Genomic DNA, 15,431 nt, shown 5'->3' with positions numbered 1-15,431 from the left:
AGATTCAGGGGAAACGTTGGTGGGCGGTGCCGGGGCTGCGCGGTGCTAGTTGCCGCCGAGGGCAATGAGCGCGTCGACCTTGGTGACGCGGGAGACGGCGAGCGCGGCCCCGGCCAGGCCGAGCAGCACGACCCCGGCGATGGGCAGCAGCGTGGTAGCGGGGGTCAGCAGGAAGGGTGCGGCCTTGGCGGCGAAGGTGCCGCCGAGGATTCCGATGCCTCCGCCGATCCCGGCGCCGAGCAGCAGCACGATGCTGGCCTGGGTGATGGCGTCCTTCAGCACGTAGCCGCCCGACCCACCCAGGGCCTTGAGCACCGCGATGTCGCGGGTGCGCTGCACGGTCCAGACCGTGAGGAAGGCCAGGATCACCAGGGCCGAGATGCCGTAGAGGAAGCCCTGCATCATCAGCAGCGAGCCGTTCTCGCTCTTGTAGGAGCCCAGCGCCGCGTAGGAGCCGGTGCGGGTGGTGCTGACGGTGGCCGCTGCGGCATTTGCGCCATCCGTGTCCACGGTGGCGCCGTCCTGGTTGGTGACGGCGATGACGGTTCCGACCTGCGTGCCCTGGCCCAGGTGCGCGAGCTTGGCCCACGAATCCAGGTCCGTGTAGAGGACCGAGGTGTGCGAGTACCAGTTGTCGGCGGCGATCCCGCCGACCACCAGGTCCACCCCGGCCATGGAGATGGTGTCGCCGATGCGCAGGGAGAGGTCCTTGGCGACCGAGTCGCCGATGACGACCTTCCCGGCCTCGAGGGGCAGCGGCGCCAACTCGCTGCCGTCCGGGAGGCCGAAGACCGCGACATTGGTGGTGCCGGTGCTGGTCTCGGAGCCGGCCGCGGATCCGGTCAGGCGGGTCTGGGTGATGCCGAGCGCCTGCGCCGAGGCGACGCCGGGGCGGTTGCCCCAGGCGCGCACCTGGTCGGCAGTGACCTGGCTTTCGGTGAAGGAGGCCTTGGGGTCGTTGCCGCTGGCGGCACCGAAGGCGATGGTGTCGACGGGCCGGGATTCGCTGCCGAGGTTTTTCAGCGCGGAGGTGGATTGGTTGCCCAGTCCCGCGGTGAGCCCGGAGAGCATGACCAGCAACAGCGTGATGAGGGCAACCACCGACCCCATGAGGGCGAAGCGGCCCTTGGCGAAGCGGATGTCGCGGATGGCAAGAAACACGGGTGGGGTTCGCTTTCAGTGGATGGAGCGGGGATCTTGCCGGCGGCAACCTCCCCCTTCTTATCTCCAATCCTCCGTTTTCCCGTGCCCGTGCACATCGACCATATGGTTGATCGGCCCGGGTTGGTTGATGGCGTCCTATTCGGGCATTTCCCCGCGCACCCACGCGATGTAGCGACGCAGCGTGCGTTCGACGGTGGTACGGGCGTCGGACTCCAAAACCCCGAAGGCGCTGTACAGCCGCTCGAATTCCAGCGGCATCACGGTGTCCAGGATCCGCTCGATGGTGCTCGCCGGCAGCGGGATGTTGTTGACGTAGCTGCGCATGGCGTTTGCCGATTTCCTGTCCCCGCCCACGGCGATGGTGTCCCCGGTGATCAGCACCCCGGCGCCGGCCTGGCCGGCCGGCCAGTGCACTACCGAACTGCCGGCAAAGTGGCCTCCGCATTGGTGCATCACCAGCCCGGGCAGCAGCTCGATGCTTCGCTCCCAGAGCTTGATGGCCGGATCGGGCCGCCGGATCCATGGTTCGTCGGCCCGCGCCACGTAGACCGGGGCATGGCCGAAGCGGTGGCTGTACTGGATCGAGGAACCGGTCAGGTGCGGGTGGCTCGAGGCGATGGCCGCCACCCCGCCGAGTTCCTCGATGCGCGCCGCTCCGGCCGCGTCGATGAAGCCGGGCGGTTCGAAGAGCAGGTTCCCGCCGGGCGTGTTCACCAACAGCCCGCGCTGCCCGATCCCCAGGCGCGGCGTCGTGGTGACGGCGTGGAGGCCGGGTTCCAGTTCCTTGACCACAAGCCGGTGGCCGGCGGCTTCGAGCTCGTCGCGGGTGGTCCAGGCCTGGCCGGTGGCTGGGACCCACTGGCGTTCGTCCTCGCAGATCGCACAGCGCTCCGGCGGCAGGGCGGTGTCCGGGTGTTCGATGGCGCAGGTCGAACAGGTGAAGATGGTCATCGCAGCTCCCTTCCGTGTCGGCTGCGGGCCGTGGGGCCCCGCCGGCGAACGTGCCCGGCTAGCCTTGCGAGCCGTCCCTGATGTCGGTGATGATGCCGGAGAAGTCGCGTCCGGCCCCGCCCTCGTCGGCGAACCTGCGGTAGATCTGCGCGGCGAGCGGGCCCAGTTGCGCGGCGACCCCCGCATGCTCGAGCGCGTTCAGCGCCAGGCCCAGGTCCTTGGCCATCAACGCCCCGGCAAACCCGGGAACGTAGTCGCGGTTCGCCGGGGAGGCCGGCACCGGGCCGGGGACCGGGCAGTTGGTGGTGACCGACCAGCATTGGCCCGAGGCCGTGGAGATCACGTCGAAGAGCGCCTGGTGGGTCAGCCCGAGCTTCTCGCCAAGGACGAAGGCCTCGGCCGCGCCGATCATGGAGATGCCCAGCAGCATGTTGTTGCAGATCTTCGCGGCCTGGCCGGCCCCGTGCCCGCCGCAATGCACCAGTTTCTTGCCCATAACCTGCAGCAGCGGGGTGATCTGTTCCAGGTCGGGGGCCTCGGCACCGATCATGAAGGTCAGCGTCCCGGCCTCGGCTCCGACCACTCCGCCGGAGACCGGGGCGTCGGCGGAGCGGTGCCCGGCGGACAGCGCGAGCTCCGCGGCCTCGCGGGCCTGGGCCACGTCGATGGTGGAGCAGTCCAGGAACAGGGTGTCGGGCCCGGCGACCTCGAGCAGGCCGGGTTCCCCGACGCCGCGGTAGGCGTCGAGCAGGATGTCGCCGGAGGGGAACATCGTCAACACGATGGCCGCACCGGTGGCGGCCTCGGCGGCGCTGGCGGCGCAGGGCACCCCGGCGGCGGTGGCGGCGTCCACGGCCGCGGGAACCACGTCGAAGCCAGCGACGTCGAATCCGGCCTTGATGAGGTTCACCGCCATGGGTTCGCCCATGTGCCCGAGTCCCAGGAATGCTATCTTGCCCGCGGAGGCGGGTGTTTTCTCGCTCATGTTCTTCCTCCGGTCATCGTCGTGTCGCTCGGCACGCGTGGGTTCAGTTTGAGTTCGCGGCTCCCCAGGGGGGCAAAGCTGGCTTCCACCAGCTCCCGGTCCACCTCGGCCAGGGTGGCGGGGTTCCACGCCGGGGCGTAGTCCTTGTCGATGACCTGGGCGCGGATGCCCTCGGGGAAATCGCGGGAGGCCAGGGCGCGCAGCCCCACCCGGTACTCCTGCTCCAGGGCCTCTTCGAGGGTTGCCAACTCCCCGGCCCGGCGCAGCGAGGCCAGGGTCAGCTTCAGCGCCGTCGGCGATTTCTTCGCCAGCGTCTCCACCGACATCCGGGCTTCCTCGTTGCCCGCGTCTGCCAGGACCGCCAGTGCGGCAACAATGGCTTCGACTTCGTCGTGCCCGTAGGCGACATCGAGCCAGGGGCGCCAGGATTCCAGCTGGGAGGCGGGGGCCGGCAGGATGAAGCCGGGCAGGAGATCAGCGACAGGGGCTTGCTCCAGGGCACTGAAGAGTTCCTCCGCACGGTTGAAGTCGATCAGGTGATCGGCCAGTCCCAGGTAGAGCACCTCGGCGGCGCCCAGGTGCTCCCCGGTCAGGGCTGCGTGGGTGCCGGTCTGCCCCGGGGCGCGGGAGAGCAGGTAGGTGCCCCCGACATCCGGGACGAATCCGATGGTGGTTTCCGGCATGCCGCTGCGTGTCCGGGTGGTGACCAGCCGGTGGCTGCCGTGGGCGGAGATGCCCACGCCGCCGCCCAGGACCAGCCCGTCCATGTAGGCGATGTAGGGCTTGGGATAGGCGTTGATCAGGGAGTTGAGCCGGTATTCGGTCGCCCAGAAGCCCGCGGTCTGCGTGCCGCCGGAGGCGATGTCGCGGTGGATCGCCACGATGTCGCCTCCGGCGCACAGCCCGCGCTCCCCGGCCCCGCGCACCAGCACCTGGTCCACCGCCGGGTCCTGCGCCCAGTCGGTAAGGGTCTCGAGCATGGCCTCGGCCATGAAGGCCGTCAGGGCATTGACCGCCCGCGGCCGGTTCAGCGTGATCACGCCCAGGGTACCGCGCACCTCAAAGAGGACTTCGGGTTCGGCCATGGGACTAGCTGCCCTCCGGCATCACGAAGCTGGCACCCTGGCGGATGCCCGAGGGCCAGCGTGTGGTGACGGTCTTGGTCTTGGTGCAGAAGCGGAAGCCGTCGGACCCGTGCTCGCTCAGGTCCCCGAACCCGGAGGCCTTCCAGCCGCCGAAGGTGTAGTAGGCGATCGGCACCGGGATCGGCACGTTGACCCCGACCATGCCGACCTGCACGCGCGAGGAGAAGTTCCGCGCGGTGTCCCCGTCCCGGGTGAAGATGGACACGCCGTTGCCGTACCGGTGCTCGCTGGGCAGGCGCAGCGCCTCCTCGTAGTCCTTGGCGCGCACCACGCAGAGCACCGGCCCGAAGATCTCCTCCTGGTAGATCCTCATGTCCTCGGTGACGTTGTCAAAGAGCGTGGGACCGACCCAGAAGCCGTCCTCGTGCCCGGCCACGTTCAGCCCGCGGCCGTCGATCAGCAGCGAGGCGCCTTCGTCCACGCCGACCTGGATGTAGTCTTCGATGCGTTCCTTGGCGCTTTGGGCCACGACCGGGCCGAAGTCGGCGCTCTCGTCCATGCCGTCGCCGACCTTCAGCTTCCCGATGCGCTCCTTCAGCTTGGAGACCAGGGCATCGGCCGTGGCCTCGCCGACCGGGATGGCCACGGAGATGGCCATGCAGCGTTCGCCGGCGGACCCGAAGCCCGCGCCCATGAGGGCGTCGGCAACCATTTCCAGGTCCGCGTCCGGCATGATCACCAGGTGGTTCTTGGCCCCGCCGAAGCACTGGGCGCGCTTGCCGTGCGCGGCGGCGGAGGCATAGATGCTCTGGGCGATCGGGGTGGATCCGGTGAACCCGATGGCCTTCACGCGCGGGTCCTCGAGCAGCGTGTCCACCGCCTCCTTGTCGCCGTTGACGACGTTGAACACCCCGTCGGGCAGGCCGGCCTCGGTGAAGAGCTCGGCCAGGCGCAGCGGCACGGAGGGGTCGCGCTCGGAGGGCTTGAGGATGTAGGAGTTGCCCGAGGCCAGTGCCGGTCCGGCCTTCCACAGCGGGATCATGGCCGGGAAGTTGAACGGGGTGATTCCGGCGATCACGCCCAGGGGCTGGCGCATCGAGTGCACGTCGATGCCGGCTCCGGCGCTGTCGGAGAATTCGCCCTTGAGCAGGGACGGGGCCGCGGCGCAGAACTCGATGACCTCGAGCCCGCGCTGGATGTCACCCTTGGAGTCGGGGAAGGTCTTGCCGTGCTCGCTGGTCAGCAGTGCTGCCAGCTCGTCCATGTTCGCGTAGACGAGCTCGACAAACTTGTTCAGGATGCGGGCCCGGCGTTGCGGGTTCACCTGTCCCCATTCGACCTGGGCCGCCTCGGCCACGGCGATCGCGGCGCGTACCTCGTCGGCCGAGGCCAGCGGAAGCTTCGATTGCACGGCCCCGGTGGAGGGGTTGTACACGTCGGAGAAACGCCCGGAGGTTCCGGCGACGTGGGCGCCGCCCACGTAGTGGGTCAGTTCACGAGTCATGTGATTGATGCTCCTTCGGCAAGAACTTGCGAAAAACGCGGCAACGTCCTGTGATGCGCACCACGCCCTGTACCCAAAAATATACTCGGACTTCCTACTAAATTGCTAGGGGCGGGGCGCCCCGCCGATTGCTGGTTCCCAAACCTGACCGAGTGCACCGAAGTTGATAGGTTGGGAGGGTGAAGATTGCTACTTGGAATGTGAACTCCCTCCGTGCCCGTGCCGACCGCGTCGAGGACTGGCTGCGCCGCAGCGACGTCGACGTCCTGGCCATCCAGGAAACCAAGTGCAAGGACGAGAACTTCCCCTGGGAACTGTTCGAGAACAACGACTACGAGGTGGCCCACTTCGGATTCAGCCAGTGGAACGGCGTGGCCATCGCCTCCCGCGTGGGCCTTGAAGACGTCGAACGCACCTTCGTGGAGCAGCCGGCCTTCGGCAAGGGGGGCAAGGACCCCGTGCAGGAGGCCCGCGCCATCGGCGCCACCTGCGGCGGGGTGCGCATCTGGAGCCTGTACGTGCCCAACGGCCGCGCCTTGGACGACGAGCACATGCCCTACAAGCTCTCCTGGCTCGACACGCTGAACAAGCAGGCGGCGGGCTGGCTCGGGCAGGACCCCGAGGCGCAGGTCGCCTTGATGGGCGATTTCAACATCGCCCCGCGCGACGAGGACGTCTGGGACATCGGCTTCTTCCACGAGAACAACCTCACCCATGTCTCGGCCCCGGAGCGTGCCGCCTTCGAGGCTTTCCTGGAGACCGGGTTCGTCGACGTGGTCCGCCCGCGCACCGACACCCCCAAGACCTACACCTACTGGGACTACACGCAGCTGCGCTTCCCGAAGAACGAGGGCATGCGGATCGACTTCACCCTGGCCTCCCCCGCGCTGGCCGCGCGTGTCGTCGACGCGCAGATCGACCGCGAGGAACGCAAGGGCAAGGGCGCCTCGGACCACGTCCCGGTGATCGTGGAGCTGGACTAGGCCATGGCGCAGGCAAGTGGTTCCAGTCGGCGAGCCCTCCCGCCGACCTCCTACCTGCGCGTCTTCGAGCCCCTGCGTGCCTTTTCGGATGCCGACCAGCTGGTGGCCGTGGCCACCGGCCGGGTGAACCGCGAGGCACTGGAGGATGCCAGCGCGGCCGCGGCGCTGGCGCGACTGACCCGCCCGGCCTCCGACCCGTTCCCGCACCACCACACCGAGGTCTTCCGCAGGCTTGTCACCACCTCCTGGGACGGCGCCGTCAACACCCTGTACTGCCCGGACCAGCTGGCCACGCGCACCATCCTGGCCTCGGAACAGCTCGACGGTTCCATGCGCCCGCAGCTGCTGGAATTGCTGGTGCCCAGCGCCGCCCGGGCGGCCAACGCCGCGCGCGTGGACCGGCAGCGCTTCACCGACGACCTGGCCCACCTGCACACCCGCACCGCGACCTGGGGCATCCCCTTCGGCTGGTTGATCCTGGTGCACGAGGACGACGAGGTGGATGTCATCGAGGACGGGGAGGAATTGCTCTCCAGCCGGATCTACACCCCGCTGCACCAGGCCCTGGACCGCGTCCGCTATGCCGCGGCCACCCTGGCGATCCACGCGCCGGAGATGGACTTGCTCGACGAGCTCGCGGCCCTGAGCGAATGGCTGCAGCTCTTCGACAAGGAATCGGTGGTTGAACTCGACTACGGGCGCATTGCCACCTTGGTGTGGCCGGATGATTCCCCGCACGACCTGCGCCTGGGCATCGAGTCGCTGGCCGAATCCGACATGACCGGGGCCGCGGCCTCCTACCGCAGGCTCTCCAACCGCTGGCTGGCGGTCCGCCAGCTCGCCCGGGCCAACTAGCCGGGCCCTCAACGGCTCGCCCCTGCCATGCGTGCGCCATGGCGTTCGCCGAAGGACCCCTGGTCACCGCTAAGCGTCCCCCGGCCCTCGAGTGGGTGCCGGCGCCGGAGCGCGATGGCCCGGTGCTGCTATCCGGTTGATAGTCTCAAGTGGTGACGTTGATCCCGGCCCTTCTGCTCTTTGCCCTGTACTTCTACCTGCGCCGCCGGGATCGCCGGATGCTGCGCAACGGCGTGGTCCTGGTGGCCGCCTGCTATCTGCTGCTGCTCGAGGCGGGCAACCTGGTTTCACGCTGGGTTCCCGGTGCGTCCTATGTTTTCCTGGCCTTGCTGGCCGTGGCCCCGTTGGCAGTGCTGGCGCTGGCCGCCGCCCTGATCCACAACGGCGTGGTGATGTTCCGCTCCGAGGGCAGGCGATTGGGCAACATGGTCTCCCTGCTGCTGGGCCTGCTGCTGATTGCCCTGCCGATCCTGGCGGTGGCCCTGGTGCTCACGCTCAGCCCCCTGGCAATCGGGCTGGCGGCGCTGCTCTTTTTCCTGTGCAGCTACTTCGGCGTGGTGTTCGTCGTGTTCCTGGCGTACGCCATCGCCTACGGGCGCATGCCGTTCCGCGAAACGCCGCAGGGAATCGTGGTGCTGGGCTCCCGGCTGATCGACGGCGAAGTTCCCCCGCTGCTGCGCAGCCGCCTGGACAGGGCCCTGCAGATCTACCGCGACACCTCGCCGAGGCCGCTGCTGATTCCCTCCGGCGGGCAGGGACACGACGAGCCGCGCCCCGAGGGAGTTGCCATGGGCGAGTACCTGGTGGCCGCCGGGGCGGCTCCGGGGGATGTCATGGTGGAGGGCAAGTCAGTGAACACCGAGGAAAACCTGCTGCTCTCCTCGGAGCTGTTTGCGGAGTCAGGCCGCAGCGGCCCGCTGCTGGCGGTGACCAACAACTACCACGTGCTGCGCGCGGCCCTGCTGGCCCGCAGGCTGCGGATCGACGCCGAGGTGGTGGGTGCCCCCACCGCCAGGTACTACCTGCCCAGCGCCTTCCTGCGCGAATACGTGGCGGTGCTGGTGGAGCACAAGTGGCTGCATGCGCTGCTGTGCCTGCCCTTCATGGGGTTCACCGCCGTGCTGGTCATGGCGGTCATCGCCAACCAGCGCTGACACCACCGGTCACAAGACGCGTTCGGACCGCGCAAAGCGGGAGCGCGTGCCCACCACCAGGTAGATGAGCACGGGCCCGCCAACGCCCAGGGCGGCCTGGGCGAGCCGCGCCGCGGTGGCGACATCCCTGCCCAGCGCCCCCGGGGCGGTTCCCTTGCGGGGCTGGACCTTGATGCGCAGCCCGGCCTCGGGACCCAACTCCCACACACTGACGTTGATCGAGACCACGTCGCCGCGCCGGCCCAGGAAGTGGCGCAGCGCCTGTTCCACGGTGCTCTGGGAGATTTCCACCCGGCCGGGCATGGACTCATCGGGAATGTACGTGGACAGGTAGTCGCCGCCCCGGCCCCTGCCCTGGACGGCAATCCACCACAGCATCAGCAGGATGGCACAAATCAGCAAGGCGGCCACCACGATCCACAGCCAGGAGTCCTTTTGGCCCGGCAAGGTGGTCTCGGCCAGCATCGCGTCGAACCACGCGCCGAGGCCCGAGGCCACGTTCCGCCATCCGCGGGCGTAGCCCTCGGAGATCGCGACCAGCAGCGTGTTCAGGCCGCCGGCCAGCAGCAGCAGGCCCAACAAGGACAGGACCATCCTGTTGAGAAGTCTCGGGGTCCGGTTCATTGCCCGACCACCCCGCGTTCGGCAACCCGCAGGTAGACCCGCGGAGCCGGTTCCACCAGGTTCAGCCGCAGCTCGTCCTCCAGGCCGGCAACGACCGCAGCCGGGTTGACCGGGGTGCCCGATGTCGGGCTGAGCTGCACCTCGACGCGTTCGCCGTTCACCGTGACCAGCACCTGCCCCGGGCCGACGCCGGCTTCCGCCCGTGCCCGGCGGGCCAGCGAGGCGGCCAACACCTGGTCGTCGACAATGAGGATTGCATCCTCACAGGCCAGGGCGTGCCGTGCGCGCCTACCGCGGCGCAGCCCGTGCACCAGAAGCAGCAGGCCAAACAGGGCCGAGGCCAGTCCGATGGCCGCCAGCCCGGCAGGCGGCAGGCTCCCAGGAAGGGTGGAAATCCAGAGCCACCAGGTTTCCGGGGTGGCCACCAGGGGCTCCTGCCCCAGGGCCTTGAGTGCCGCTTCAAAGAGGGCATAAAGGCACACCAGGATGACCAACGCGGCCGCGGCGATCGCTGCGGGAGAGCGCCCGCTGGTCAACTCGCGCTCACGGATTCCCCCTGGCTGCTCCGGCATCAGTGTCTCCCCTGGGTCTGGTCCACGATGCCGGTGACGCGCACATCCACTCGGCTGACCAGGGAACCGGTAAGTGCGGTGAACTGCTCGCCGATGCCCGCGCGCTTCTCGCGCACCCGGCCAAGCACCGTGCCGCGGGCCATGCCGCCGGCATCCGTGAGCGGCACGGGCAGCTGGATGAACAAGGCCAGGTATCCGGCGTCGTCACGCAGGAACGCCCTCACCAGGGACGGATCGACACCAAAGGCATCGGCCGCCACCGCACGCGCCGTGCCGGCCAGCGCCTGGGCGCTGACCCTGGTGTAGCCCGCGCGCGGGGGAACCCCCGGATCGCGCAGCGTGGCAGGGGGCTGCTGGCTCATGACGAGGATCGTCGACCGGTCAGCGCGTCCCGGATCGCACGCATGTCGACCCGTCCGCCGGCAACCCGGGCAGCCAAGGCGCCGATCGCCATGAACAGAGCCATGAGCAGGAACCCGCCCAGGCCGTGGGCCAGCGCCGCCCAGGCCAGGATGGCTCCCAGGAGCGCACCAATCAGTGTGGGTTTCATGCCTGTTCCTCCACAGTCGCATCGCGACGTTTCTCGGATCCCGCAACGGAGACGGGAATGTGGACATCGCCGATTTCGATATTGACCTCAATGACCTCGAAGTCGGTTAGGTCCTGGACGGCATTGAATACCGCTTCACGCACCGCGCCGGCCAGGTCGTGCAGGCGGACCCCGTAGTTCGCCGTGAGCACCAGGTCGATGGCAACTTGCCGGGTCCCCACTTGGACGCTGACCCCGTGGGCCGGCTCCTGGGGCGATCCCACCGCACCGCGCAGGGCACCCAACGCCCGCGAGGTGCCCAATCCCAGGGAATGCACTCCCGGAATTGCGCGGGCCGCGGCGGCTGCAACCTTTGCCACGGCAAGGTCGGTGATTCTTGTGGTTCCGCTGGCTTCCGTTTCGGGCAGGTTGTGCACCGTCAGTTCATGATCCACGGTTCCGGTCCTCTCTGCGCTCGCCACACGGCACTCGGCGTACGTCCCCAGCCTACAACTGAACGTGACGCATATCGCAAGAATTGTCAGGTGGGCAGGGACTCCGCCGCTCTCGGGGCCGGATACGGGGCAGACACACATTTGTGCCTCTAGGCCTACAAGCTGTCAGCAGCGGGCGTCGCTGGCCGCGATTCTTGTTAAAGCAAAAACCCCCTTGTTTCCAAGAGGGTTTTAGATGGTGGCTCCGACCGGCGTCGATCCGGTGACCTTTCGATTTTCAGTCGAACGCTCTACCAACTGAGCTACAGAGCCTGGCATCATCAGGCAAGATGATCACCGAGATCCTCCGGCGAACCAGAAAACCAAAGCGACCCTGACGGGACTTGAACCCGCGACCTCCGCCGTGACAGGGCGGCGCGCTAACCAACTGCGCTACAGGGCCTTACTCGCGAAGTCTCCCTCGCTCACAAGACAAGAACTCTACCAGAGCTTTTCGCTCGTGCAAAATCCGCATTTCATGCGTACCCCCAACGGGATTCGAACCCGTGCCGCTGCCGTGAAAGGGCAGTGTCCTAGGCCGCTAGACGATGGGGGCCAGGAACCTCTACCGTGAATTTCTCCGCAGCAGTGGACTCAAACAACTATAGAGGTAAATTTCCCACCGCGCAAAACGAACCGATCGAGAGCGCAAGATGCGACCCCCATCACCCTGATTTCGACGTCCCACCTCACCAAACCGTTTGCCCCGCCGGGAGTTGCGCTCGGTAGAGTGCAAAGCATGGGGTACGAAATGACCGACGATGAATTTGAGCTTGTGGCCGAGCGCGCCCTGGACGAGATCCCGGAGGCCCTGCTTTCGATGATGGAAAACGTCGCCATCTTCATCGAGGACGCATACAAGCCGTTGCCGGGCGAAGACCCGGGAACCAAACTACTTGGCCTCTATGAGGGGACGGCACTGACCGAGCGTGACTCGGGATGGGGCGCCGGGGCGATGCCGGACCGCATCACGATCTTCAAGGATGCAATCCTGGAAATATGCTCCTCGGAAAAGCAGGTGGTCGAAGAGGTTGGCATCACGATCGTTCACGAAATCGCCCACCACTTCGGCATCGACGATGATCGGCTGCATGAGCTCGGTTGGGGCTGACGGGCGGTTTCGCTCGAAAAATTTCCTGCGGCTTTCCCGACCGTGGCCCGTTGACGCATCACCCCCGGCCAACCCGGCGTTTCGACAATCCGAAATGTAACGAAACGGTCTCGGAAATCGCCCAAAATCACCGTTTCTCGCGAAGCGGGGCTCGACAAACCCCAAAAGCTCCCGCATTATCGTTATGCATTCGTTGCATAAGCCACCCCCGCACACTCCACCTTCATCTTGGGGATGCAGTACAGCCCGTGACCATTTTCGCTAATTGACCCCGGCAGGCCCATCCTGCTTCGGGTTGCCCGGCCACGAATCAAGCACCTGGTTGGACTGCAAGGCGGTTAGGAACCCCCTTCATGTCCATCCTCAAAAGCGTGGTCGTCGTGACCAGCGCAGCACTCATTGCCTCCGGCGCGCTGACCGCCAGCAGTGCACCGGCACCAGCTGCCGGCCGCACCACACAGCTCCACGCTGCGGCCCCCGAACAGCTCAATCCGGGCCTGCTGGCCGCCATCACCAAGTCCGTGGCAGCCGCCCAGCTCTCCCCCGCGAAGACCACAGAGGCCCTTGAGAAGCAGCTGGCCACCGTCCGCGCGGCCCTCCAAGACGCCGAGGCGGCAACACTTGAGGCCACGGAGAACGCCGTGGCCGCGGAAGAGGCCGCCACGCAAGACCGGACCACGGCAGCTTCCCTGGCCGGAACCTCCTTGGCAACCCTGGGCCGGAGCCAGGCCCAGGTCCAGCAGCTGGAGTCCGCAAGGCTCGCCCACACCGCCCAGCGGCTCTTCGACCAGGCCGAGCTGCGGTTCAATGCCAAGCACGAGGATCTGGTAGAGGCGTCCGCGGCGCTGCGCAAGACCTCGGTTGCCCGAGAAAGTGCGCGGCTTGCCAGGGTGTCCGAATCCCGCGAGGAGGCCGAACTCATCGCCGCGCTGGAGGACTCCGAATCCGACGTCGCCGAACCCGTGAATGATCCGGCGCTGGATCCAGAGACGCTCGAAAGCACCCAGGTGGCCGTCGGCGCGCTCGGCACCGCCTCCGTGGCCACCGCCGCTATCCAGGTTCCCACCAAAAAAATGACGCGGACGGCCCGAATCAAGAAGTCCGTCGAGTGGGCCAAGAAAATCGCCAAGAACAACAAGTACAAGTACCGCTATGGCGCCACCGGCCCGCGGTACTTCGATTGCTCCGGCTACGTGGGCAAGGCATTTGCGAAGGCCGGGAAGAAGCTCAAGCGCACCTCCAGCGCCCAGTACCAGGCGGCGCCCAAGAAGGTGAAGCTGTCGAAGCTGAAGAAGGGTGACCTGGTGTTCTGGTCGTCCAACCGCGGCCGGTCCTTCTACCATGTGGCCATGTACGTCGGAAACGGCAAGATCGCCCATGCCCGCAACCCCAAGGCCGGCATTTCCGTAACCAAGTTGAATTATGCGGGCATGCGCAATATCTACAAGTACGCAGGCCGCTACTGATCGGAACCGCTTGGCGGTGTCCGGCGACACCCCGCACTGACCTTGGACGACATGGAATCGGCACGGGGTGTTGTCGCGAAATTGCCTGCATATCAAGGTTGAATTAAGGAATAATTACACCGTTGTAATTGAAGTTATTGATGTGGCTGATGTTGCCAGTGTGAATAGGTATCCCATAGGGTGCTATAGGAAGCAGCGATCAGGCCGCACCGTTCAGGCCGTATTTCTCGCATTGGTTGTGAGACTTGCAAACCGATCGCCGCGGTAAGGATCAACACGGCATGGCAATCAGGGAAACACTGGGCGTCGCCGCCTGCTCAATTGCATTGGCAGCCACGTGCTTTACTGGCGGACTCCCCGCCGCAGCGGCAACGCTGAACGCAGCAAGCACCATCGGTATCGCAGCACAGCCCCACACCGTGGGCACCGCACTGCCTACCCAAGCCCAGCTGGAAGCAGCCAAGTCGGATCCCGAGGCCCTCAGCGCCCTGGTCGATCAGCTTGAATCCGAAATCGAATCAGGCCGCCAGCGCATCATCACCGCCGAGGCCGCCGCCTTGGACGCCCAGGACATCCTGCTGGATGCGGACCAGCTCGTGGCCGAACGCACCCAAGCGGCCGACGAAGCCAAGACCGAGGCAGAGAAGGCCACCGAGTTCCTGCTTTCGAGCAAAAAGGATGTCGGGGCACTGGCCTCAGACCTGTACCGCAACGGCGGCGTCAACCCCGGCGTGGTGACCCTGCTGGAGGACAGCAAGGACAACGACGTCCTGTACAAGGCCTCCACCTTGGACGCCCTGAGCGCCAACCGCACCATGGCAGTGAGCAATGCCGAGGACGCAGCAGCACTGTGGACGGCGTGGCAGGATTATGCAGCGGCGGCCGCGGAAGCCGCCGACGAGGCCACCGCCGCCCAGCGCACCGCGGCTGCCGAGGCCACGACCACTCTTTCCAGCTACCAGGATTCCATCGCGCCGCAGGAACAGCTCCGTGAGCAGCTCATTGGGCAGCTGGCCTTCCTGCACGAGGTCGACGCGGCCAAGGAAGCCGAGCGCATTGCCGCCAAGGAAGCGGCGGCCGAAGCCAAGAAGCTCCAGGAGCTGATGGACAACGCGCCGCAGGCCAAGCCGATGGAGATCCAGCAAAGCAAGGCACCTGAGGTCAAGCCGCTTGCCGCCCCGCCGAAGGTTCCCACCGAGCGTCCGCAGGGGCAAACCCTGGTCCCCAAGGCCTCGGTGCCCAAGGCCCCCCAGCTGACCGTCGCGGTTCCGCCCAAGGCCCCCGAGTCGACCCCTGCACCGAAGCCCGAGACGACGCAGGCACCCAAGCCAACACCCAAGCCCAAGGAAACGGCCAAGCCCAAACCCGAGGCGACGCAGGCACCCAAGCCGGCTCCCAAGCCCAAGGAGACGGCCAAGCCCGAAGCGCCGAAGGAAACGGCCAAGCCGAAGCCGAAGCCACCAACAATCGCTCCGCAGGCCCCGAAGGAATCGATCAAGCCCAAGCCCGAGCCCGAGGCTTCGACACCGCAGTCGTCACGCAACTACAACGCCGCCTTCGCCTGGGGCCGCATGATCGCCAATGACGAATCCAAGCAGTACAGGTACGGCGCCAACGGCCCGGACTTCTACGACTGCTCGTCATTCACGCAGGCGGCCTATTCCAAGTCGGGCATCAGCCTGCCCCGGAGCTCCTCGCAGCAATACGCCGCGGCCCCGACCAAGGTGCCCATCAGCCAGCTGCGCCGGGGTGACCTGGTGTTCTCCTCGTCCAACGGCGGCAATTCGTTCTACCACGTCGCCATCTACCTGGGCGACGGACAGGTCCTGCATGCACGCAACCCCAACAGCGGCATCTCCGTGACCCCGCTGAGCTGGGTCAACAACCTGCATCCCTACGCGGGACGCTACTAGGCACGAAGCAAGCCGGCCCACCATGCGTGAGGGCGCTGCAA

The 15,431-nt window shown here is 67.0% G+C and carries 16 protein-coding genes and 3 tRNA genes; 6 read left to right on the top strand and 13 right to left on the bottom strand.

Annotation, left to right across the window (positions count from 1 at the left end; genetic code table 11):
* Positions 1–45: 45 nt before the first annotated feature.
* From BLJ79_RS09975 to BLJ79_RS09955, 5 genes are all read right to left on the bottom strand, one after another.
* A complete protein-coding gene (locus BLJ79_RS09975; RefSeq protein WP_071214602.1) occupies positions 46–1,161 on the bottom strand; it encodes an ABC transporter permease in 1,116 nt (371 codons plus the stop codon).
* A 138-nt stretch (positions 1,162–1,299) separates the two neighbouring features.
* Positions 1,300–2,115, bottom strand: coding sequence for an MBL fold metallo-hydrolase (locus tag BLJ79_RS09970; protein ID WP_071214601.1), 816 nt, complete (start codon positions 2,113–2,115; stop codon positions 1,300–1,302).
* A gap of 58 nt (positions 2,116–2,173) precedes the next feature.
* Positions 2,174–3,100, bottom strand: a complete 927-nt coding sequence (gene mmsB, locus BLJ79_RS09965; RefSeq protein WP_071214600.1) for a 3-hydroxyisobutyrate dehydrogenase — start codon at positions 3,098–3,100, stop codon at positions 2,174–2,176.
* Positions 3,097–4,185, bottom strand: coding sequence for an enoyl-CoA hydratase/isomerase family protein (locus BLJ79_RS09960; protein ID WP_071214599.1), 1,089 nt, complete (start codon positions 4,183–4,185; stop codon positions 3,097–3,099). Before BLJ79_RS09960 ends, mmsB begins: the two co-directional genes overlap by 4 nt.
* A 4-nt stretch (positions 4,186–4,189) precedes the next feature.
* Positions 4,190–5,689: a CoA-acylating methylmalonate-semialdehyde dehydrogenase gene (locus tag BLJ79_RS09955; RefSeq protein WP_071214598.1), complete on the bottom strand. Its 1,500-nt coding sequence runs from the start codon at positions 5,687–5,689 to the stop codon at positions 4,190–4,192.
* A gap of 179 nt (positions 5,690–5,868) precedes the next feature.
* On the opposite strand from BLJ79_RS09955, the gene BLJ79_RS09950 reads away from it, so the two are divergent.
* From BLJ79_RS09950 to BLJ79_RS09940, 3 genes are all read left to right on the top strand, one after another.
* A complete protein-coding gene (locus tag BLJ79_RS09950; RefSeq protein WP_071214597.1) occupies positions 5,869–6,672 on the top strand; it encodes an exodeoxyribonuclease III in 804 nt (267 codons plus the stop codon).
* Positions 6,673–6,675: 3 nt separating this feature from the next.
* Positions 6,676–7,527 carry a DUF8083 family protein gene (locus tag BLJ79_RS09945; RefSeq protein WP_071214596.1) on the top strand — a complete coding sequence of 284 codons (852 nt, stop codon included), beginning with the start codon at positions 6,676–6,678 and terminating at the stop codon, positions 7,525–7,527.
* A gap of 152 nt (positions 7,528–7,679) precedes the next feature.
* Entirely contained in the window at positions 7,680–8,681 is a 1,002-nt protein-coding gene (locus tag BLJ79_RS09940; RefSeq protein ID WP_139194813.1) for a YdcF family protein, read from the top strand.
* 9 nt (positions 8,682–8,690) lie between these two features.
* On the opposite strand, the gene BLJ79_RS09935 is transcribed toward BLJ79_RS09940, so the two are convergent.
* From BLJ79_RS09935 to BLJ79_RS09900, 8 genes are all read right to left on the bottom strand, one after another.
* Positions 8,691–9,275 carry an Asp23/Gls24 family envelope stress response protein gene (locus tag BLJ79_RS09935; RefSeq protein ID WP_083411183.1) on the bottom strand — a complete coding sequence of 195 codons (585 nt, stop codon included), beginning with the start codon at positions 9,273–9,275 and terminating at the stop codon, positions 8,691–8,693.
* 26 nt (positions 9,276–9,301) lie between these two features.
* Positions 9,302–9,877, bottom strand: a complete 576-nt coding sequence (locus tag BLJ79_RS09930) for a hypothetical protein (RefSeq protein WP_071214593.1) — start codon at positions 9,875–9,877, stop codon at positions 9,302–9,304.
* Positions 9,877–10,239, bottom strand: coding sequence for a hypothetical protein (locus BLJ79_RS09925; protein WP_071214592.1), 363 nt, complete (start codon positions 10,237–10,239; stop codon positions 9,877–9,879). The genes BLJ79_RS09930 and BLJ79_RS09925 overlap by 1 nt, the downstream gene beginning before the upstream one ends.
* Positions 10,236–10,427 (bottom strand): hypothetical protein, encoded by a 192-nt coding sequence (locus tag BLJ79_RS09920; protein WP_071214591.1) that lies wholly within the window; start codon positions 10,425–10,427, stop codon positions 10,236–10,238. The genes BLJ79_RS09925 and BLJ79_RS09920 overlap by 4 nt, the downstream gene beginning before the upstream one ends.
* On the bottom strand, positions 10,424–10,861 hold the full coding sequence (locus tag BLJ79_RS09915; RefSeq protein WP_071214590.1) for an Asp23/Gls24 family envelope stress response protein: 438 nt from the start codon (positions 10,859–10,861) through the stop codon (positions 10,424–10,426). The genes BLJ79_RS09920 and BLJ79_RS09915 overlap by 4 nt, the downstream gene beginning before the upstream one ends.
* A 236-nt stretch (positions 10,862–11,097) precedes the next feature.
* A tRNA-Phe gene (locus tag BLJ79_RS09910) sits at positions 11,098–11,173 on the bottom strand.
* Positions 11,174–11,229: 56 nt separating this feature from the next.
* Positions 11,230–11,303 (bottom strand) — tRNA-Asp (locus tag BLJ79_RS09905).
* Between the two features lie 80 nt (positions 11,304–11,383).
* Positions 11,384–11,456 (bottom strand) — tRNA-Glu (locus tag BLJ79_RS09900).
* A gap of 195 nt (positions 11,457–11,651) precedes the next feature.
* On the opposite strand from BLJ79_RS09900, the gene BLJ79_RS09895 reads away from it, so the two are divergent.
* From BLJ79_RS09895 to BLJ79_RS09885, 3 genes are all read left to right on the top strand, one after another.
* A complete protein-coding gene (locus BLJ79_RS09895; protein ID WP_286135336.1) occupies positions 11,652–12,011 on the top strand; it encodes a metallopeptidase family protein in 360 nt (119 codons plus the stop codon).
* A 353-nt stretch (positions 12,012–12,364) separates the two neighbouring features.
* A complete protein-coding gene (locus BLJ79_RS09890; RefSeq protein ID WP_071214588.1) occupies positions 12,365–13,477 on the top strand; it encodes a C40 family peptidase in 1,113 nt (370 codons plus the stop codon).
* A 281-nt stretch (positions 13,478–13,758) separates the two neighbouring features.
* Positions 13,759–15,390, top strand: coding sequence for a C40 family peptidase (locus tag BLJ79_RS09885; RefSeq protein ID WP_071214587.1), 1,632 nt, complete (start codon positions 13,759–13,761; stop codon positions 15,388–15,390).
* Positions 15,391–15,431: the final 41 nt, after the last annotated feature.

Origin of the sequence: Arthrobacter sp. UCD-GKA (assembly GCF_001863355.1) — a bacterium.
In the GTDB taxonomy this organism is placed as follows: domain Bacteria; phylum Actinomycetota; class Actinomycetes; order Actinomycetales; family Micrococcaceae; genus Paeniglutamicibacter.
Note: the sequence above shows the minus strand (reverse complement) of the source record. Positions and strands in the feature narration are given on the sequence as shown.